The sequence below is a fragment of the Arthrobacter sp. NPDC057388 genome (genome assembly GCF_042668165.1).
GTDB lineage: Bacteria > Actinomycetota > Actinomycetes > Actinomycetales > Micrococcaceae > Arthrobacter.
Genome location: NZ_JBHVBL010000006.1, coordinates 130,712 through 150,348, shown reverse-complemented (window position 1 = coordinate 150,348; position 19,637 = coordinate 130,712). Strand labels below are relative to the sequence as shown.

Sequence of the window (19,637 nt, the reverse complement as noted above, 5' to 3'; positions counted from 1 at the left end):
GGCCACCCGCCGTCGTTCTATAGACCCGTCCGCTGAGAGCGTCAGGCGAGCCGCGTCAGCCAGCCATGGGTGTCCGCGACGGCGCCGGTCTGGATGCCGAGCAGCTGCTGGCGGATCGCCATGGTGGTCTCGCCGGCCTTCGCGTCCTCCGAGCCGATGAATTCAGTGGCGTCCTTGAGGACGCCGATGGGCGTGATGACGGCCGCGGTACCGCAGGCAAACACTTCGGCGATGTCGCCGGAGGCAACGCCGTCGCGCCATTCGTCCAGGGTGATCTTCCGCTCCGTGACCTCACGGCCCATGTCCTTGGCAACCTGGATGATCGAGGAGCGGGTCACACCCTCGAGGATGGTGCCACTCAGCGCAGGCGTCACCAGCGAGCCGTCCTTCATCACGAAGAAGACGTTCATGCCGCCCAGTTCTTCAATGGCGTCGTCATTGAAGTGGTCGAGGAAGAGCACCTGCTTGCAGCCGTTCGCCTCGGCTTCCTGCTGCGCAATGAGGGAGGCGGCGTAGTTGCCGCCGCACTTGGCAGCACCGGTGCCGCCGCGGCCTGCGCGGGCGTATTCACGGGAGATCCAGATCGAGATTGGCTTCAGCTCCCCGCCGAAGTAGTTGCCGGCCGGCGAGGCGATCACACGGAAGGAGACCTCGCGGGCTGCCCGGACGCCAAGGAACGCCTCGGTGGCGATCATGAACGGCCGCAGGTACAGGGCTTCACCGTCGCCGGACGGCACCCATTCCTTGTCCGCCGTGACGAGTTCCCGGATGGCGCCGAGGAAGTATTCGGCCGGGATTTCGGGAAGCGCCAGGCGCCGGGCGGACTTGTTCATCCGGGCGGCATTGGCTTCCGGCCGGAAGCTCCAGATGGAACCGTCCGAGTGGCGGTACGCCTTCAGTCCCTCGAAGATTTCCTGCCCGTAGTGCAGCACCGCGGCAGACGGGTCCAGCATGATGGGCCCGTAGGCCTCGATCCGGGGATCATGCCACCCGCCGTGGCCGCTGGCGTCGACCGTGTAGTCAACAATCGCAGTGTGGTCGGTGAAGTGGTCGCCAAAGCCTGGGTTCGCCAGGATGGCTGCACGCTCTTCAGCAGACTTCGGGGTGGCCGAAAGCTGCTGGGTGAATTCGACGCCATGGGCAGTCTGAGTCATGGTTCCTCCACGGTCGGCTGCCTGGCATCTGAAGGTGGTTCAGCGTCGGACCACGGCAGCGATTTGGTAATTCAGGTCAAGCTTACGCCTGCTGGGGGAGGCTAAACGGCCGCCGCAATGGCGTCGCCGATGGCGCTGGTGCTGCGCGCCTCACCGTTGCGGCTTTCGACGTCGGCAACCACCGCGGACTCGATCCGGCGGGCTGCGTCGGGGTAGCCGAGGTGGTCCAGCAGGAGCGCCGCGGACAGGATTGCGGCGGTGGGATCCGCCTTCTGCTGGCCGGCGATGTCCGGCGCGGAACCGTGGACGGGTTCGAACATGGACGGTGCAGTGCGGTCCATGTTGATGTTGCCCGAGGCCGCCAGGCCGATGCCGCCGGTGACGGCGGCAGCGAGGTCGGTGATGATGTCGCCGAAAAGGTTGTCCGTGACGATTACATCGAAGCGGGCGGGATCGGTGACCATGAAGATGGTCGCGGCATCGATGTGCAGGTAGTCGTGGGTGACCTCGGGGAATTCCTTGGCCACGGCCTCGACCGTGCGCTTCCACAGGTGGCCGGCAAAGACCAGCACGTTGTGCTTGTGCACCAGGGTCAGCTTCTTGCGCGGACGCTCGTTGGCCCGGCGGAACGCATCCCGGACAACGCGCTCAACGCCATGCGCAGTGTTCAGGGAAACCTCGGTGGCCACCTCGTGCGGCGTGCCGGCGCGCAGGGTACCGCCGTTGCCCACGTACGGACCCTCCGTCCCTTCACGGACCACGATGAAATCGATGTTGCCCGGTTCGGCGAGCGGGCTGCCCACCGTGCCGTACAGGCGGGAGGGGCGCAGGTTGACGTAGTGATCCAGGCTGAAGCGCAGCTTGAGGAGCAGTTCGCGCTCGATGAGCCCGGACGGGATGCGGGTGTCGCCGGGCGCAGCACCAATGGCGCCGAAGAGGATGGCATCGCGCGTCTTCAGGTCCTCAAGGACGGCATCCGGAAGGGTTTCCCCGGTCTCAAGCCAGTGCTGGGCACCGAGCTCATAGTGGGTCTGGTCGAGAGTGACTCCCTCGGCCGCCACGACCTTTTCGAGGACCTTCAGGGCTTCGGCGGTGACCTCCGGGCCGATGCCGTCGCCGGGAATGACAGCCAGATTGATGGTAGATGCGCTCATGATTTCAGCGTAGCCAAACCATCCACATTCTGGTCAAAGCGTCTCATTATTCAGACACGGGGCGTGGCTGCTTAGTTGGCCGGCACGGGCGATGCAACCACTGCCACGTTTTTGCCCCAAAGATCCTGGGTGTAGCAGCTGACCAGCACGAGGCGGTTCGGAACGACCGACCAAATGGGACTGTCCTTGAAGGTGGACTTCGTATAGGTGGTGACCGAGTTCACCCGGTAGGAAAGTTTTGCTTTGGCGGTAACAACGGTCAGAACATCCCCAGGGACCGCCGCTGCGCTGAGGTGGTTAAAAGGCGCATCCTGGCCCTCCCAGCTGTGCCCGATGACGTAGGTAGTGTTCAGAGAGCCGACGCCGGGCTGGCCGTACGGTGTGAGCCAGTACCCGTCCATGGTCTCCGGGGGCACTATGGACCGGCTGTCCGCATCTCCGCTGCCGGGTTCCAGCGGGTGCACCGCCACATCCATGCCGGCAGCAGGATAGATGATGCGCTGCGGAGGTGAGGCGGTTATGGCCGGCGGCTTTGAAGCGGCTGATGGCCTCGGTGCCGCAGATTTTGCGGGAACGCCTATTGAGGCGGCGGGCGACTGGCCGGCCCGTACCCGCGCGTCCGCCTCCGGCCTCCCGGTCACAGGCCCGGCAGGTGTATACCGGACAGCCGGTGCGTCTACGGCGGTGGCGGACGATGAACTGATACCTCCGGCGCCATAGAAGAGCCAGGCGGTCAGGATCCCCAGGCAGCAGAACGACAGTACAAGAAGGTCCACGTAGCTCAGCAGCAGCCTTCGGCTGCCCGCACGTTCGGTCTTGCTGTTCCGGCGATGGCTGCCCATCCCACCTCCTTTGGTGCGAATCGGTTAGGAGGCTGCCACGCCCAGCCCGTGGCACGCCCGGACCGCTACCGGTCAGCCGCCAAGCTTCCTGGCCCGGGTCCCGCCCCGTGCGAGGACTACCGCCGACAGACCCGCAAGGAGGGCCGTCACGGTGGCCAGCCATGCTGGGATCCCACTCGCTGTTCCCCCGCCTGCAGCCGTCTGAACGTTATAGCCCTCATTGGTAGCTGCCGGAACTGCAACGGGCATCGCTGCAACCGGTGCTGCCGCGGCGGGCTTTGCTGCCGGCTTGACCAGTGGTGCAGCGGGCACGACGGCCGCCGGGGGCGCCGCAGCCGGAGGAACTGCAGCCGGGGGCGCCGCAGCTGGAGGAACAGCAGCGGGAGGCTGCTGTTCCGCCGGAGGCTCCCCAGCCGGTGCCTCCTCCGCCGGAGGCTCCTCGGCCGGAGGCTCCTCGGCGGGAGGCTCCTCGGCGGGAGGCTCCTCAGCCGGCGCCTGTTCGTTGTCTGGGTTGCATTCCCCAACTTGGCCGACGCCGTTGCCGTTCCCGCCGTTCCCGTTTCCGTTCCCGTTGCCGCCGTTTCCGTTCCCGTTCTCGGGAGCTTGCCCGTTGACATCAATCTCAAATTCCGGGTTCGTGTCAGAGCCAGTCTGGTGGCAGACCGTAACCTGCCCGTCGGGCGTGGCAATGGCCGGAAGCGTGGTGCCCAAGAGTCCAAGACCCACAAGCCCCACCGCCGCGATAGTTCGTCTCATTTCGTGTACCTCCATACCCCAGGATCAAACTGACCGGACCGATCGCGGCATTCCGTCCCACAGCGAACCACTGGCAGTAGGCCAAAATGATGGACTGGAGATGATGGATACCCCCAAAGACGCCGTCAGTCTGCTTGCAATTTCAGGGTAGGGCGCGGTTCCGCGGCAGTCCCGAGTAGTCGGTACGCCTTAATCGGGCGCATCCCACTTGGCAGCGCCGGCCCCGCAGGCTGTTTGTACTTGCCATTACTTGGATACGCAGGCCGGGAGGGGTAAAGAAAATCCCCCGTGCCATGGGTGGAACCTTTGCACGGGGGATCCGTCGGCAGCAGTCGCCGCCGGCAAAGTCAGGGTCAGGCGTCCGCGGGCTCCTCGTACTTCGGGAACACCGGGGCGGGGGCAGGAAGGTCCGTTCCCGCGGCAATGGGCGTCGCGATGGCGGAGAACTCACGCGCCCCGCCTTCGGGCTGGCCCAGGTAGCCCAGCAGCGCGTCAGTGGCCGTGGGCATGACGGGCTGGGCGAGGATCGACACGATGCGGAGCACCTCGAGGGTCACGTACAGCACGGTCTGCATGCGTTCGACGTCGGTCTTCCGCAGCACCCAGGGTGCCTGCTCGGCGAAGTAGGCGTTGGTGTCCCCCAGCACGGTCCAGATCGCTTCGAGGGCACGGCTGAACTCCTGCTTTTCGAAGGCCGCACGGGCCTGCTCCAGGAGGGCGTTGGCCTGGCCCAGGATTGCCGTGTCAGCGTCAGTGAAAGCACCCGGAACAGGTACCCGGCCTTCGCAGTTCTTGGCCACCATGGACAGTGAGCGCTGCGCCAGGTTTCCGAAGTTGTTCGCCAGGTCGGAGTTCATCCGGCCGACGATCGCTTCGTGGTTGTAGCTGCCGTCGGCGCCGAACGGAACCTCGCGCAGGAAGAAGAACCGCACCTGGTCCAGGCCGTACTGGGCCACGAAGTCCTCCGGGGCCACGACGTTGCCCAGGGACTTGGACATCTTGACGCCGTTATTGTGCAGGAAGCCGTGAATCATGATGCGCTTCGGCAGCTCCAGGCCTGCACTCATGAGGAAGGCGGGCCAGTAGATGGCGTGGAAGCGCGAGATGTCCTTGCCGATGACGTGGACGTCGGCCGGCCAGTAGCGCTTGAAGGACTCCGACTCAACATCCGGGTAGCCCGCGCCGGTGAGGTAGTTGGTCAGTGCATCGACCCACACGTACATGACGTGCTTCTCGTCGCCGGGAACGGGTACTCCCCAGTCGAAGGTGGTGCGGCTGATGGAGAGGTCCTCAAGGCCGCGCCGGACGAAGCTGATGACTTCATTGAACCGGGACTGCGGCGCGCCGAACTCCGGCTGCGCCTCGTACAGCGCCATCAGCTTGTCCTGGTAGGCGGAGAGCCGGAAGAAGTAGCTTTCCTCGGCGGTCCAGGTCACCGGGGTGTCGGTTTCCTTGGTGTAGCGCGCCCCGTCCTCCTTGACCACGGTGTCGTCTTCGCCGTAGTAGGCCTCGTCGCGGACGGAGTACCAGCCCTCGTACTTGGACAGGTAGATGTCACCGTTGGCTTCCATCTTCTTCCAGATGGCCTGCGACGCGGTGTAGTGGTCCTCGTCCGTGGTGCGGATGAACCGGTCATAGGTGATGCCAAGGGCGGCGTGGGCCGCCTTGTAGATTTCGGCGTTCCGGTCCACCAGTTCCTTGGGCGAGATGCCTTCCTTCTCAGCGGTCTGGGCAATCTTGAGCCCGTGCTCGTCGGTGCCGGTCAGGAACTTCACGTCGTAGCCGTCGAGCCGCTTGAACCGGGCCATTGCATCCGTGGCGATGTACTCGTAGGCGTGGCCGATGTGCGGCACGCCGTTCGGGTAGGTGATGGCCGTAGTGATGTAGAACGGGCTCTTGTCTGAGGAAGTCACGGGCAGAACGTTACCTTTAGTGCGAAGGAATGGATCTAGATCAGTTCGGTCAGCGTATCGCTCAGCCGGACCAGTTCGTGGTCATGTGACGCCACGAGGACGGCAATCCCGTCGGACGTGGTGTCCTTCAGGATGCTGATGATGCGGTTGGCGGAGGCACGGTCCAGGCTCGCCGTGGGCTCGTCCACCACCAGGACACGGGTCCCCAGGATCAGGGCGCGGGCAATGGCGACGCGCTGGCGCTCACCGCCGGAGAGCTGCTCGGGGCGGTGCCGCATGCGGCGGCCCAGGCCCACGAGGTCCAGCAGGTCCTTGGCCATCTCGCGCCGCTGCTCCACCTCGCCGTCCGGAACCGCGGGGAGGAGCACGTTTTCGAGTGCGCTCATGCCGTCAATCAGGGCGCCGCCCTGGTCGACATAGCCGATCAGGGCACGGCGGCGGTCGGCGATCTCGTCGTCGGACATGGTCTCGAGCGAATCGCCCTCCCACAGCACCCGGCCCGACGTCGGCAGGGTCAGGCCCGCACCGACGGTCAGGATGCTGGTTTTGCCCGAGCCGCTTCGGCCGGCCACGCAGTGCATCTCCCCCGCGTTCAGCGTGAGGTCAAAGCCTTCCACGACGCTGACGGCTTCAGATCCGTTCTTGCCGCCGCCGTAGCGGATGGTGATGTTGCTCAGCTCCAGCGGAGTGGCGTGGTCTGCTTCCTTGACAATGGTGTTGGCCCGGGTCTGGACCGGGGTTTCAGCCTCATTGTTCCCGCGCACGCGGCGAAGGTTCAGGTCGTTACTCATTTGACCACTTTCGTTGCAATCGGAATCCAGCAGAGAACAGCCACGAGCCCGGCCACGGCGGCCCACAGCGCGGCGTAGGGGGCAAGAACAAGGCCGATGCCGAGGGCACCCAGGATACCCAGAGGCACGGCGACCGCACCCACCAGGGCGTTTTCGAAGAAGCGGACCTGGCCCAGCATGTCCGGGTTCCAGCCCATCGCCTGCAGCGTGCCAAGGTACCGCCGCTTGGCCTTCAGTTCGAAGCGGCCGGTTACCAGCGTGAGCAGGAGCCCCACTGCCACACCGGACAGGCCAAGGATGATGCTTGGCAGCGCAACGCTGGCAGCGGCCAGCCCACTGAGGGCACTGGCGCCGGCAGCCCGCGGAATGTCGATCAGCAGAGCGATCAGTCCGCCCACGGCCGAGGCGAACACGCCGACGGCAACGGCCAGCGAAATGGCATTGAAGCGGTGCGTGCTCAGCTGCCGGTTCGCAAAGGTGAGCGGCGAGTCGACGGTGATGAGCTTTTCGTCATGCTGCGGCTCCTGGTCGATCACCTCGCGGTGGCGCAGCTGCTGCGCGGCGAAGAAGGCCGCGCCCAGGTACAGGGCCAGAACGGACGCCGAGACGATGGCGGTGGCGATGTTCCAGCTCAGGAGGCTAAGGACGATGCCGGCCACCGCAAGCATTGCCGCGCCGACGGCAAACTCCTCCAGCACCCAGGACCGGATGCGGCGCTGCGTCCATCCCATGGCGCGCAGTGTGCCTGCCTCGCTGCGGCGCAGCCGCACGTAGCTGACAGTCGAGGCGCCGGTCAGCAGCGCGGCGCCGCACAGCGTGAGGAACAGCAGCGTGAGGTTGGTCGCGGTCAGCGAGCCGGCCACGGCGTCGGCCGCGTTCTGCCTGACCCACGACTGCTGGACCGTTCCGAGCGCGGACTCCTTGCCGGCGTCGTCCTTGGAGTAGCCGGGAACAAATATGTTGGCATCCTCCCTGGCGGAACCGGCCACCACGGTGGCTTCCAGTCCCATGTCCCGGATCTCTGCCGCGAGCTTGTCCACCTCAGGCTGGACCTGCTTCCAGCTGCCGGCGGCGCTGGCGCGGACGCGCACGGCGTCGATGACCGAGGCGTTCTTTTCGTAGCCGCGCGCGGCGGCCAGGCCGTAGTAGTCGGTGATCGCACCGGCCGACTGGCTGACGAGCCCCGTCGCGCTCAGGGAGGGCTTGAGCGCGGTGTCTGCAACGTCCTTGCCCTGGGCGTCCTTGGTCAGGGTCATGGGCGTGGGGTCGTAGCCGCCGAGCGGGAGCCGGTTGACGTCCCCGGCCGCTGCCTGGACTGCGGCGGGGTCGAAGGTGCCATAGACCATCGAGAGCGGGGTGGCCAGCTTCTTGCCGGTTTCGAGGTTCTCCCGGTAGGAGCGCTCGTCAACGGGGTTGCGCTGGGTCTGGTCCACGGCTTCGCCGGTGGCGCTCTTCTCCGGCAGGCGGTTCACGGTGACCCACTCGCCCGGAGTGGCGGTCTTGTCCTCGGCACCGTTGCCGGCGGTGGAGCCGTCCTTGTACTTGGGGGCGGCGGCGAAGTTGGTGCTCCAGGTCGGGGGGCTGTAAAGGCCGCGGCTGAAGGCCGCCGAATTGCCGAGCAGCTTGGAGTAGTCCGTGGAACCGGGCCAGGACAGCGCGAAGGGCGACTTGGAGACGAAGGGCAGGTAGTCCTTGTCCAGCGAGCGTTCGGCCGTGCCGACTTCCTTGACCACGTTTCCGGAGTCGTCGATTTCCTCGATTTTCACGGTGTACTTCAGATCAACCGAAGTGCCGGAACGGACGATCAGCGGAATGGCCTGGGAGTCCTCGGTGAGCTGGCCGTCGCGCTTGGCCTGCTGGTACTGGGTCATGATGGGTGCCCAGTACTTGAGCTTCACGCCGAGGAAGTCCGGGCCCTCCTCGAGTTCCTTCATGTCGATGCCCGTGGTGAAGAGGCTCTCCAGGTGCTGGCCAACAGCCTCCGCACTGCGCGCGTCGGCCGGCGGCGCCTTTTCCAGCGGCGCCAGGAAGTCGCCGGCGCTGCCCAGCAGGGCGCGTTCGGATACGGGGTCGACGGCGACCACGGACTCCGTGACCTCCGGGGCCATGGGCAGGGCAACAGTGAGGTTGAAGAGGTTGTGCTCGGACCCGCCGGCAGGGGCCGGGAACTTGATCCCGGTCTCGCCTTCGGGGCCGGCGATCTGGATGCTGTTGCCGCCCTCCACCTGCTGCTCCACCAGCTTGCCCTTGCCGAGCGTGCCCTCGGCGGTGGACTTGAAGAGGGTGTGTGCCGACGATCCGTCGGAGCTGGTGGCGCTGGCCGTCAGGCGGTACTTCTTGGGGGTGTCGCTGAGCACAGACTGGGCTTCCGGCCACTTGCTGGGGTCGGTGCCGCCGGGCTGCCCGGCGGTGGCCGTGCCGACAAGGCCCGCATTGAAGCCCAGGTAGTCCATGGCCTCCAGGCGCGGGGTCTCGAGGTTCTGCGTAACGCGCGAGACGAGGCTGATGGGAGCGGCAACAGAGGTGCCCGGGAGGTCCCGGATCTTCTGCAGCTGGTCGAAGCTGATGCCGCCCTGGCCCGTGGCGATCTCGGGCTGCATCAGGGTTCCGTCCGAGCCGGCCTTGGCCTGGACCAGGATGTCGTAGAGCCCGCGCGAGTTCTGGTCCACGGTCCGGTTCAGCGCTGCCTGCGACTGGGTCTGGACGAGGACGGACAGGCACATGGCGAAGATCAGAATGGCAGCGGTCAGCAGCAGCACTTTGCTTCTGATGAACCTCTGGACGGCGTTCATTGGGCTCCCTGAAACCTGGATTGCGTGCGCACGCCACGATGACCGCAGAAAGTGGGGGTGTCCCTTGCGGGCGTGCAAAAAGTATTGGCCGGCCTGCCGGCTGGATCCTTAAATTCGAACCTAGCCATTGTACGCAGACCGGCCAATCATATTTGGCCGGGGTGAACTCCAGGGGACGTGGAGTTCACCCCGCGTTAGGACTCTGGTCCCGAAAACAGTTCTTCGGGACCAGTGCTTCGGGAACTAGTCCTCGAGGTCCACTTCGCGCACCATCTCGGCACCGATGCCGGCCTTGATGGCGTCCAGGACCTGCTGCGGGACGGAGCTGTCGATGGTGAGCAGCGCCAGGACCTGGCCGCCCTCCGCGTTCCGTGCCACCTGCATGCCGCCGATGTTGATGTTGTTCATGCCCAGGATGTGGCCGATGGTGCCGATGACGCCGGGACGGTCAGCGTAGGAGACCACCACGAGGTGCTCGCTGATGGGGATCTCGACGTCGTAGCCGTTCACGCCGACGAGCTTCTGGACCTGCTTGGGACCGGTCAGCGTGCCGGAAACAGAGATCTGGGCGCCGTCGCTCAGCGCGCCGCGCAGGGTCAGGACGTTGCGGTAGTCCTCGGCCTCAGGTGTGGTGATGAGGCGGACGTTGATGCCGCGCTGCTCCGCGATGACCGGGGCGTTGACGTAGGACACCTGCTCGGTGACGACGTCAGCGAAGATCCCCTTGAGTGCGGCCAGTTCCAGCACCTTGACGTCAAGCGCGGCGATCTCGCCGGAGACCTCGACGTCGATCTGGGTCACGGACGCGTGGGTCAGCGCGGTGAAGATGCGGCCCAGTTTCTCGATCAGCGGGATGCCCGGGCGGACGTCGGGGGCGATCACGCCGCCGGCGACGTTCACGGCATCCGGAACCAGCTCGCCGGCGAGGGCGAGGCGGACGGACTTGGCAACGGAGACACCGGCCTTTTCCTGTGCCTCGTCCGTGGAGGCACCCAGATGCGGGGTGACCACAACGTTGTCCAGCTTGAAGAACGGCAGGTCGGTGCTGGGCTCCTGGACGAAGACGTCCACGGCGGCGCCGGCGATCTGGCGGTCCTGAAGGGCGGTGTACAGGGCTTCCTCGTCCACGAGGCCGCCGCGGGCCACGTTAATGACGTAGGCCGTGTCCTTCATCTTCTTGAAGGCGTCGGCGCCGAGCATGCCGACGGTTTCCGGCGTCTTGGGCATGTGGATGGTGATGAAGTCGGACTGCGCGAGGAGCTCGTCCAGGGTGACCAGCTTCACGCCGAGCTGGGCGGCGCGTGCCGAGGTGATGTAGGGGTCGAACGCGAGGATCTCGGTGTCAAAGCCCTGCAGGCGGGCGGCCACCAGGGCGCCGATGCGGCCGAGGCCGATGATGCCGATCTTCTTCTCGAACAGTTCGATGCCGGTGTACTTCGAGCGCTTCCACTCGCCGTCCTTCAGGGCGGCGCTGGCCTGCGGGATGTGGCGGGCCAGGCTCAGGATGTGGCCGACGGTCAGTTCCGCGGCGGACACGATGTTGGACGTCGGGGCGTTGACCACCATGACACCGGCCTGGGTGGCGGCCTTGATGTCCACGTTGTCCAGGCCGACGCCGGCACGGGCGATGACCTTCAGGTTCTTCGCGGCGGCAATGGCCTCGGCGTCCACCTTGGTGGCGGAGCGGACCAGGATGGCGTCAACGTCCTCGATGGCAGAGAGCAGCTGGGAACGATCGGCGCCGTCGGTCTGGCGGATTTCAAAGTCCGGGCCAAGGGCCTCGATGGTGGCGGGCGAAAGTTCTTCGGCAAGCAATACTACGGGTTTTGACACAGCTGATCCTCTGCGTTGAAGTCCTGGGGGTAAATAAAGTCTAGGCGTACGGAAAGGCCGGGCTCACATTGTTAAGTGTGAACCCGGCCTCACTGTCGCGCTGAAAGGACGCAGCCTTAGCGGGCTGCAGAGCCTTCGACGTAGTCCTGGTCCTGCTGCTGCCAGGAGAACAGGGAGCGCAGCTCGCGGCCAACGCCCTCGATCGGGTGGGACTCGGCCTTGGCGCGCAGTTCCTTGAACTCGACGGCGCCGTTGTCCTGGTCTTCGATGAAGCGCTTGGCGAAGGCACCGGACTGGACGTCTGCGAGGACGGCCTTCATGTTTTCCTTCACCTCGGGGGTGATGACGCGCGGGCCGGAGACGTAGTCGCCGTACTCGGCGGTGTCGGAAACGCTCCAGCGCTGCTTGGCGATGCCGCCTTCCCACATGAGGTCAACGATGAGCTTGAGCTCGTGCAGCACCTCGAAGTAGGCGATCTGCGGCTGGTAGCCGGCTTCGGTCAGGGTCTCGAAGCCGTACTGGATCAGCTGGGACACGCCGCCGCAGAGGACAGCCTGCTCGCCGAACAGGTCGGTTTCGGTCTCTTCGGTGAAGGTGGTCTTGATGACGCCGGCGCGGGTGCCGCCGATGGCCTTGGCGTAGGACTTGGCCAGTTCCCAGGCGGAGCCGGAGGCGTCCTGCTCCACGGCGATGATGTCCGGGATGCCGCGGCCGGCTTCGAATTCGCGGCGCACGGTGTGGCCCGGAGCCTTCGGGGCGACCAGGATGACGTCAACGCCTTCCGGTGCCTCGATGTAGCCGAAGCGGATGTTGAAGCCGTGCGCGAAGGCGAGGGCCTTGCCCGGGGTCAGCTTGTCCTTGATGGAGTCGTTGAAGATCGCGCGCTGGTGCTGGTCCGGTGCCAGGATCATGATGACGTCGGCCCATTCGGCGGCGTCGGCAACGTTCTTGACCTGGAAGCCTGCATCCTCAGCCTTGGCGGTGGACTTGGAGCCTTCCTTGAGGGCGATGACAACCTCGACGCCGGAGTCGCGCAGGTTCAGTGCGTGGGCGTGGCCCTGGGATCCGTAGCCGACAATGGCAACCTTGCGACCCTGGATGATCGACAGGTCTGCATCGTCGTCGTAAAACATTTCAGTCACTTGCGTAACTCCTCTTGAGTGGATTTTTTGTAGATGTGTCTTTGGTGCTGCGTTTGCGGGCGCTGCCACCGCCTGGGCGGTGCCTTACGCGGAGCGTAGCGCCCGATCACTCATGGAGCGGGATCCCCGTCCAACGGCCAAGGTGCCGGACTGCACAATTTCGCGGATACCGAAGGGCTCGAGCACTGAAAGCAGTGCCGTGAGTTTTTCGGGATGGCCAGTTGCTTCAATGACCAGCGAGTCTGTGGAGACGTCGACCACTGAAGCGCGGAACAGGTCTGCAGCCTGGGTCACCTGCAGACGAGTTGCGGCATCCGCACGTACTTTGACCAGGATGTGGTCACGCTGTACGGAAGATTCGGAAGTCAGTTCAACAATCTTGATCACGTTGACCAGTTTGTTCAACTGCTTGGTGACCTGTTCGATCAGGTCACCGTCGGCGTCGACGACGACGGTCATCCGGGAGATGCCCGGAACTTCCGTCGGGCCAACGGCCAGGGAATTGATGTTGAAGGCGCGGCGGGCAAAAAGGCTGGCCACGCGGGTCAGCACACCGGGCTTGTCTTCGACCAGAACGGACAGTGTGTGGCGGCTCATGATCAGTCCTCCTCTTCCCATTCCGGGGTCATGTTGCGGGCAACCTGGATCTGGTCGTTGCTGACCCCGGCGGGCACCATCGGCCACACCATGGAGTCAGGGCTGACCACGAAGTCGATGACCACGGGGCGGTCATTGATTTCCAGCGCCTTCTGGATTGTGGCATCGATGTCCTCGTCCCGCTCACAGCGGAAGGATGCGCAGCCATAGGCCTCGCCGAGCTTGACGAAGTCCGGGATCCGGATAGTTTCGTGGCCGGTGTTCAGGTCGGTGTTGGAGTAGCGGCCCTCGTAGAAGAGCGTCTGCCACTGCCGCACCATGCCCAGCGAGGAGTTGTTGATGACAGCAACCTTGATGGGGATGTTGTTGATGGCGCAGGTGGCCAGTTCCTGGTTGGTCATCTGGAAGCAGCCGTCGCCGTCGATGGCCCAGACCACGCGGTCCGGCTCGCCCACCTTGGCGCCCATGGCCGCCGGAACGGCGTAGCCCATGGTGCCGGCGCCGCCGGAGTTCAGCCACGCGTGCGGGCGCTCGTACTTGATGAACTGCGCGGCCCACATCTGGTGCTGGCCCACGCCGGCAACGTAGATGCCCTCGGGACCGGTCAGGGCGCCGATCCGCTCGATGACGCGCTGCGGTGCGGTAAGTCCGTCCTCGGGTTCGGTCCAGCCCAGCGGGTAGGTTTCCTTCAGGTTGTTCAGGAAGGCCCACCAGTTGGCGAGGTCGGGCGTTCCGGAGGCGCCGAACTGAGCGCGGACGGCCTCGGTCAGTTCCGGAATGATCTCCTTCACGGAGCCCACGATGGGAACGTCGGCGGTGCGGTTCTTGGAGATTTCGGCGGGGTCGATGTCGGCGTGGATGACCTTGGCGTTCGGCGCGAAGGTCTTCAGAACGCCGGTGACGCGGTCATCAAAGCGCGCACCCAGGGTGACCAGCAGGTCGGCCTGCTGCAGGGCGGTCACGGCCGATACCGTCCCGTGCATGCCGGGCATGCCCACATGCTGGGGGTGCGAGTCAGGGAAGACACCGCGGGCCATGAGCGTGGTGACCACGGGCGCGCCGGTGAGTTCCGCCAGTTCGCGCAGTTCGGCCGCGGCGTGCGCCTTGACCACACCGCCGCCCACGTACAGCACCGGCTTGCTGGCGGCGGAGATCAGCTTCGCTGCCTCGCGAACCTGCTTGTTGTGGCCCCGGACCACGGGACGGTAGCCCGGCAGGTCAATCTTCGGCGGCCAGGAGAAGGTCATCTGCCCCTGCTGGGCGTCCTTGGCAACGTCAACCAGGACCGGACCGGGACGTCCGGTCGAGGCGAGGTGGAAGGCCTCGGCCATGATGTGGGGAATGTCGTTGGGGTCCGTCACCAGGAACGAGTGCTTGGTGATGGGCATGGTGATGCCCACGATGTCGGCTTCCTGAAAGGCATCGGTGCCAATCACTCCGCTGGATACCTGGCCGGTGATGGCCACGAGCGGAACGGAATCCATGTGCGCATCCATGATGGCGGTGACGAGGTTGGTGGCACCCGGGCCCGAGGTGGCGATGCAGACACCCACCCGCCCGGTGACCATGGCATAGCCTTGCGCGGCGTGGCCGGCTCCCTGTTCGTGACGGACCAGAACGTGGTTCATTTTGGAGGCCATCAAGGGGTCGTAGGTGGGCAGGATCGCGCCACCGGGCAAACCGAAAATGTCGTCGACGCCGAGTTCTTCGAGCGAACGGACAATAGCTTCTGAGCCGGTCATCACCGTCGGGGGTACGACGTTGTTCGGCCCAAGGACAGGAGAGGCGGCTGCAGCAGTGTCGACGCCGGCATCAGCCGGCCTGTCGACGCGTTCCGGAGCCTTGGCGGCTCCAGCGGACTTTGAAGCCATCAGCGAGGGGCTGATGGGCGATCCTTTGCTCATCGAACTCTTCCTTAGTGGATCTTGAATTGGTGTGGTGCTAGGGAAAACTGAACGTGCCGTCCCGCCCGGAAAATAAAAAAACCCCTCAGCCTGGCGGCTTTTCGAGGGGTTGCGCGTGACAGTTCGTTACCAGTCGGGCTATGGAGCCACGCGCTTGGTAAGTACGACGACGACTGCAGTTGCAGCGGCGCGGCCGGTAACGAGTGCGATCATGCGTTCAGTTTTCCCTCTAAGTGAGATAGGTGTCAACGAGGGTTAACGCTATCTCACCATATGGACATCATTGTCCATGGGTCGATCCTCTTACAAACGGTGGGACCGGACCGCAGCCCGGCCGCCAGAGGCGGCAGGGCTTAATAAGGGGGATTCCGAGGGCCCATTGGTGTGCGGCGCCCCGCGCCGCACACCAAGGGAAGGAATCACCCGCAGTACGCGCCCGTGCTGGCGCTGTGGACCAGCTTGGCGTACTTGGCCAGGACACCCTTGGTGTACCTGGCCGGGAGCGGCTCCCAGCCGGCCTTGCGGGAGTCCAGCTCGGCGTCGTCCACCAGCAGATCGAAGGTGCGTGCGGCGATGTCCACGCGGATCCGGTCTCCGTCCCTGACGAAGGCGATGGGGCCGCCGTCGACAGCTTCGGGGGCGACGTGGCCAATGCACAGGCCGGTGGTGCCGCCGGAGAACCGGCCATCGGTGAGCAGCAGGACATCCTTGCCCAGTCCGGCGCCCTTGATGGCGCCGGTGATGGCGAGCATCTCGCGCATGCCAGGCCCGCCCTTGGGTCCCTCGTAGCGGATGACCACGACGTCGCCCTTCTGGATCTCGCCGTTGTCCAGCGCGTCCAGTGCGCCCTGCTCGCGCTCGAAAACGCGGGCGCTGCCTTCGAAGACGTCGGCGTCGAAACCGGCACTCTTCACCACGGCACCTTCGGGCGCAAGCGAGCCGTGAAGGATGGTGATGCCACCGGTCTTGTGGATCGGATTGTCCAGCGCGCGCAGAATCTTGCCGTCGACGTCCGGCGGGTTGATGGCCTCGAGGTTTTCGGCCACTGTCTTGCCCGTGACGGTGAGGCAGTCGCCGTGCAGCAGCCCGGCGTCGAGCAGTGCCTTCATGATCACCGGCACGCCGCCGATCTTGTCGACGTCGGTCATGACGTAACGGCCGAAGGGCTTGAGGTCACCCAGGTGCGGGACCTTGTCGCCAATGCGGTTGAAATCGTCCAGGGTCAGCTCAACGCCGGCCTCACGGGCTATGGCCAGCAGGTGCAGCACGGCGTTGGTGGATCCGCCGAAGGCCATGGTGACGGCGATCGCATTCTCGAAGGCCTTCTTGGTCATGATGTCGCGCGCGGTGATGCCCTGGCGCAGCAGGTTAACTACAGCCTCGCCGGACTTGCGGGCGAATTCGTCACGGCGGCGGTCTGCCGAGGGCGGGGCTGCCGAGCCGGGCAGGGACATGCCCAGTGCCTCGCCGATGCAGGCCATGGTGTTGGCCGTGTACATGCCGCCACAAGCGCCTTCGCCGGGACAGATGGCCTTTTCGATCCGGGTGAGATCTTCCGTGCTCATCTTGCCTGCCGCGCAGGCGCCCACGGCTTCGAACGCGTCGATGAGGGTGACTTCCTTTTCGGAACCATCCTCCAGCTTGACCCAGCCGGGCATGATGGAGCCGGCATACAGAAAGACGCTGGCGAGGTTCAGGCGGGCGGCGGCCATGAGCATGCCCGGGAGGGACTTGTCGCAGCCGGCCAGCAGCACGGAGCCGTCGATGCGCTCTGCCTGCATGACGGTTTCCACGGAGTCGGCGATCACTTCACGGCTGACAAGCGAGAAGTGCATGCCCTCGTGGCCCATGGAAATGCCGTCGGAAACGGAGATGGTGCCGAACTGCATCGGGAACCCGCCGCCGGCGTGGACGCCTTCCTTGGCGCCCTGGGCCAGCCGGTTCAGGGACAGGTTGCAGGGCGTGATCTCGTTCCAGGAACTCGCTACGCCGATCTGGGGCTTGGCGAAGTCGTCATCGCCCATGCCTACGGCGCGGAACATTCCGCGTGCCGGAGCCGCGTGGATGCCGTCCGTGACAACCCGGCTTCGGGGCTTGATGTCAGGCTTGTTGGCGGATTCGCTCTGCGTGTCCTCGCTCATGGGTCAAAGTCTATGACCACGCAAGGACCGCAGACGACCGGAAACGGCCCGTACGGTCAATTCCAAGGAAAACTCGCTCAAATAGCGGACTTTCGTCTCGCATATTGAGACGGGATGACAGTTCACGCCTGCCTTTTACCGCCCTGACAAGCCTAGACAGTCCTATTGACACCGACGTACCGTCAAGCAACGGCAACCTCGCGTGACGGATGGAAGGCTTTGCTATGGAGTGGATTATCTGGGTCATTGTCATCGTTTTGATCATCGCCATCGTCTGGTGGCTGCTGAACCGGAACTCGCGGGGAACGTCAGCAGAAGCAGCCCGGAGCGAACGGCTCGCTTCCCCTGCCGGAAGCGCTGCCGCGGCACCGGTCCGGACGGAAGAAGCGCCGCCGGCTGCCGCCGCGACGGCAGGGCCGCCGTCGGACACCAGCCGCACCGTTCCGGAGACCGGCCGCCTTGCCGAGCCGGACGCCGGGCCGGCAGCGGCGGAAGCCGCACCGCTGACGGGCCGCCCCTCCCCTGCCGCGCGCCCCGACCCCGAGGATGTGGAACCGGACATTGAGTCCTGGGAGGCCGCCACCGCCCGCCCCCCGGCGCCGTCCGGAGGAGACGTTGACGACTGGGACGACGACGGCGACAAGCGCGAGTGGGACGCGCAGTGGTCGGATGCCGCCAGCGCAGATGCAGCGGGTGCAGAAGCAGGCGATTCAACCCGGCCGGCGGCGGCTGCCGCCCCACCCGCCGAGCCGGCCGCTCCTGCCGAACCCGCCGCGCCGAGGCATCACGCCGAGTACACGGACGCGCACGCCCCCACGCTGCCGGGCGCCGAGTCGGCTGCGGCCGAATCCCTGGACGCCGAGGCGGAAACCCGGCAGCGGATCCAGTCATCGGCCGCCACTGAAGCCGGCGCCAGTCACGAGGCGCAGCCCCACCACCGGGAACCCCAGCCCCACCACCTTGAACAGGGCTTCGGCGCGGAGAGTGGCTTTGGTGAACAGCCCATCCACCGTGAACGCGTGGCCGCGGTAGGCGAACCTGCCGCCGGGGATCAGCCGTATGGCGAGGGCTCGGCCCGGCCGGCAGCCGACGGCACTGCCCCGGAGGGATTCGCGGTCAAGGGTGACGTCAGCGCCATGACCTACTACGACGAGGACAGTTCTGGCTACGACGACGCCAGGGCTGAAGTCTGGTTCCTCTCCGCGGCACATGCCGAGGCTGCGGGATTCCGGGCGCCGCGCCGGACCCGGCGCTGACCCCGCACAGCGGCGGCAGATGACGGAAGGAGGAAGCGGATGACACGCAACCACCGCGGAACTCCAGCCGCGGCTGCCGCCGCCAAGCTCCTGGCAGGGGCCGCCCTGGTGTTGTGTGCCCTGGCACTGCCGCTGTCCGCGTGCACAGGTGGTGGCGCCGGCCCCGGGAGCAGCCCGCCCACGACCGGCGGGGCTACTGCGGCCGCCACTTCGTCCACCGAAACGCCGGGCACCTCTTCCAGCGCCGGATCCCCGTCGCCGCTGCGGGCACCGGAGCCGGCAGGCAGGATCGAGGGACTGCAGATCCCCTGGTCGACGGTATTCCTGCCGGACGGTACGGCGGTCATATCCGAGCGCGACACAGCCCAGCTCAAATCCGTCTCGCACGGCAGGGTGGGCACCATCGGGACCGTTCCCGGCGTCGTCCCGGGCGGTGAAGGCGGACTGATGGGGCTGGCCCTATCGCCCGACTTCGCGTCGGACCGCTACCTCTACGCCTATTTCACCGCCGCCGATGACAACCGCATAGCCCGCATGCGCCTGGAAGGCGCCGGCGCGAACCTCCGGCTGGGCGCCCCGGAGGTGATCTTCTCCGGCATGTCCAAGGCCTCCACGCACAACGGCGGCAGGATCCGCTTCGGCCCGGACGGGCTCCTCTATGTGGGCACCGGTGATTCGCAGCGCCGCGAGCAACCCCAGGACCGGAACGCCCTGGGCGGAAAGATCCTGCGGCTGACCAAGGAGGGCGGCCCGGCACCCGGCAACCCCTTCCCGAACAACCCCGTCTACAGCCTCGGCCACCGGAATGTTCAGGGTTTGGCATGGGACGGCCAGGGCCGGCTCTGGGCCAGCGAGTTCGGCCCGGACGTCAACGATGAGCTCAACCTGATTGAACCCGGCGGAAACTACGGCTGGCCGGAAGTCACGGGGGCACCCCACCGGGACGGCTTCATCGACGCCAAGATTGTCTGGCCCTCGACAGCAGAGTCTTCCCCCAGCGGGCTGGAAATCGTCCGCGGCACGGCATACCTCGGAGCCCTGAGGGGCCAGCGCATCTGGGCGGTCCCGCTCGATGGTGAGAATGCGGGGAATCCTGTGGGCTATTTCACAGGCCAGTTTGGGCGCATCCGGAACGTTTCGCTGGCCCCTAACGGGAATTTATGGGCCCTCAGCAACAACCAAAACCCTGATTTCACCGTGATTCTGCGGCTTTCCCGCTGAGTGGCGGCGCGCGGCCGCCCCGATTTCACACTGGCTGGAACTTCGTGTAGAGTTACATGTCGTTGCGGAGGTCAACGAGGGAAATAAACAGCCCGCGATGAACAAAACAACAGATGCACCTCTAGCTCAATTGGCAGAGCA

At 65.7% G+C, this 19,637-nt stretch carries 13 protein-coding genes; 2 read left to right on the top strand and 11 right to left on the bottom strand.

Annotated elements, in window-relative coordinates:
* Positions 1 to 41: 41 nt before the first annotated feature.
* The 11 genes from ACFUTU_RS05135 to ilvD form a co-directional block, all read right to left on the bottom strand.
* Entirely contained in the window at positions 42 to 1,154 is a 1,113-nt protein-coding gene (locus ACFUTU_RS05135) for a branched-chain amino acid aminotransferase (protein ID WP_377961438.1), read from the bottom strand.
* A gap of 101 nt (positions 1,155 to 1,255) precedes the next feature.
* On the bottom strand, positions 1,256 to 2,308 hold the full coding sequence (locus ACFUTU_RS05130; RefSeq protein WP_377961435.1) for a 3-isopropylmalate dehydrogenase: 1,053 nt from the start codon (positions 2,306 to 2,308) through the stop codon (positions 1,256 to 1,258).
* Positions 2,309 to 2,379: 71 nt separating this feature from the next.
* A complete protein-coding gene (locus tag ACFUTU_RS05125) occupies positions 2,380 to 3,150 on the bottom strand; it encodes a sortase domain-bontaining protein (protein WP_377961433.1) in 771 nt (256 codons plus the stop codon).
* 1,109 nt (positions 3,151 to 4,259) lie between these two features.
* Positions 4,260 to 5,819 carry a methionine--tRNA ligase gene (gene metG, locus ACFUTU_RS05120; RefSeq protein ID WP_377961430.1) on the bottom strand — a complete coding sequence of 520 codons (1,560 nt, stop codon included), beginning with the start codon at positions 5,817 to 5,819 and terminating at the stop codon, positions 4,260 to 4,262.
* Positions 5,820 to 5,854: 35 nt separating this feature from the next.
* The gene (locus ACFUTU_RS05115; RefSeq protein WP_087872964.1) at positions 5,855 to 6,610 is read right to left on the bottom strand and encodes an ABC transporter ATP-binding protein; all 756 of its coding nucleotides are present in this window, start codon (positions 6,608 to 6,610) and stop codon (positions 5,855 to 5,857) included.
* A complete protein-coding gene (locus ACFUTU_RS05110; RefSeq protein WP_377961428.1) occupies positions 6,607 to 9,402 on the bottom strand; it encodes an ABC transporter permease in 2,796 nt (931 codons plus the stop codon). The genes ACFUTU_RS05115 and ACFUTU_RS05110 overlap by 4 nt, the downstream gene beginning before the upstream one ends.
* A 243-nt stretch (positions 9,403 to 9,645) precedes the next feature.
* A complete protein-coding gene (serA, locus tag ACFUTU_RS05105) occupies positions 9,646 to 11,235 on the bottom strand; it encodes a phosphoglycerate dehydrogenase (protein WP_377961425.1) in 1,590 nt (529 codons plus the stop codon).
* A 116-nt stretch (positions 11,236 to 11,351) separates the two neighbouring features.
* Positions 11,352 to 12,377, bottom strand: coding sequence for a ketol-acid reductoisomerase (gene ilvC, locus ACFUTU_RS05100; protein ID WP_377961422.1), 1,026 nt, complete (start codon positions 12,375 to 12,377; stop codon positions 11,352 to 11,354).
* Positions 12,378 to 12,461: 84 nt separating this feature from the next.
* A complete protein-coding gene (gene ilvN / locus ACFUTU_RS05095; protein ID WP_076802147.1) occupies positions 12,462 to 12,974 on the bottom strand; it encodes an acetolactate synthase small subunit in 513 nt (170 codons plus the stop codon).
* A 2-nt stretch (positions 12,975 to 12,976) separates the two neighbouring features.
* On the bottom strand, positions 12,977 to 14,878 hold the full coding sequence (locus ACFUTU_RS05090) for an acetolactate synthase large subunit (RefSeq protein WP_377961419.1): 1,902 nt from the start codon (positions 14,876 to 14,878) through the stop codon (positions 12,977 to 12,979).
* Positions 14,879 to 15,297: 419 nt separating this feature from the next.
* Positions 15,298 to 17,019 (bottom strand): dihydroxy-acid dehydratase, encoded by a 1,722-nt coding sequence (ilvD, locus tag ACFUTU_RS05085; protein WP_377961417.1) that lies wholly within the window; start codon positions 17,017 to 17,019, stop codon positions 15,298 to 15,300.
* Positions 17,020 to 17,243: 224 nt separating this feature from the next.
* Here ilvD and ACFUTU_RS05080 point away from each other — a divergent pair, with 224 nt between their 5' ends.
* Together ACFUTU_RS05080 and ACFUTU_RS05075 are read left to right on the top strand one after the other, a co-directional pair.
* Positions 17,244 to 18,275, top strand: a complete 1,032-nt coding sequence (locus ACFUTU_RS05080; RefSeq protein WP_377961414.1) for a hypothetical protein — start codon at positions 17,244 to 17,246, stop codon at positions 18,273 to 18,275.
* 39 nt (positions 18,276 to 18,314) lie between these two features.
* Positions 18,315 to 19,496, top strand: coding sequence for a PQQ-dependent sugar dehydrogenase (locus tag ACFUTU_RS05075; RefSeq protein ID WP_377961412.1), 1,182 nt, complete (start codon positions 18,315 to 18,317; stop codon positions 19,494 to 19,496).
* Positions 19,497 to 19,637: the final 141 nt, after the last annotated feature.

What these genes read in the sequence shown, in the direction of transcription:
- ACFUTU_RS05115 (WP_087872964.1), bottom strand. Translation starts at nt 6,610, where the DNA reads ATGAGTAACGACCTGAACCTTCGCCGCGTGCGCGGGAACAATGAGGCT.
- ACFUTU_RS05090 (WP_377961419.1), bottom strand. Translation starts at nt 14,878, where the DNA reads ATGAGCAAAGGATCGCCCATCAGCCCCTCGCTGATGGCTTCAAAGTCC.
- ACFUTU_RS05130 (WP_377961435.1), bottom strand. Translation starts at nt 2,308, where the DNA reads ATGAGCGCATCTACCATCAATCTGGCTGTCATTCCCGGCGACGGCATC.
- ACFUTU_RS05075 (WP_377961412.1), top strand. Translation starts at nt 18,315, where the DNA reads ATGACACGCAACCACCGCGGAACTCCAGCCGCGGCTGCCGCCGCCAAG.
- ACFUTU_RS05080 (WP_377961414.1), top strand. Translation starts at nt 17,244, where the DNA reads ATGGAGTGGATTATCTGGGTCATTGTCATCGTTTTGATCATCGCCATC.
- ACFUTU_RS05135 (WP_377961438.1), bottom strand. Translation starts at nt 1,154, where the DNA reads ATGACTCAGACTGCCCATGGCGTCGAATTCACCCAGCAGCTTTCGGCC.
- ilvN (WP_076802147.1), bottom strand. Translation starts at nt 12,974, where the DNA reads ATGAGCCGCCACACACTGTCCGTTCTGGTCGAAGACAAGCCCGGTGTG.
- ilvD (WP_377961417.1), bottom strand. Translation starts at nt 17,019, where the DNA reads ATGAGCGAGGACACGCAGAGCGAATCCGCCAACAAGCCTGACATCAAG.
- ACFUTU_RS05110 (WP_377961428.1), bottom strand. Translation starts at nt 9,402, where the DNA reads ATGAACGCCGTCCAGAGGTTCATCAGAAGCAAAGTGCTGCTGCTGACC.
- ACFUTU_RS05125 (WP_377961433.1), bottom strand. Translation starts at nt 3,150, where the DNA reads ATGGGCAGCCATCGCCGGAACAGCAAGACCGAACGTGCGGGCAGCCGA.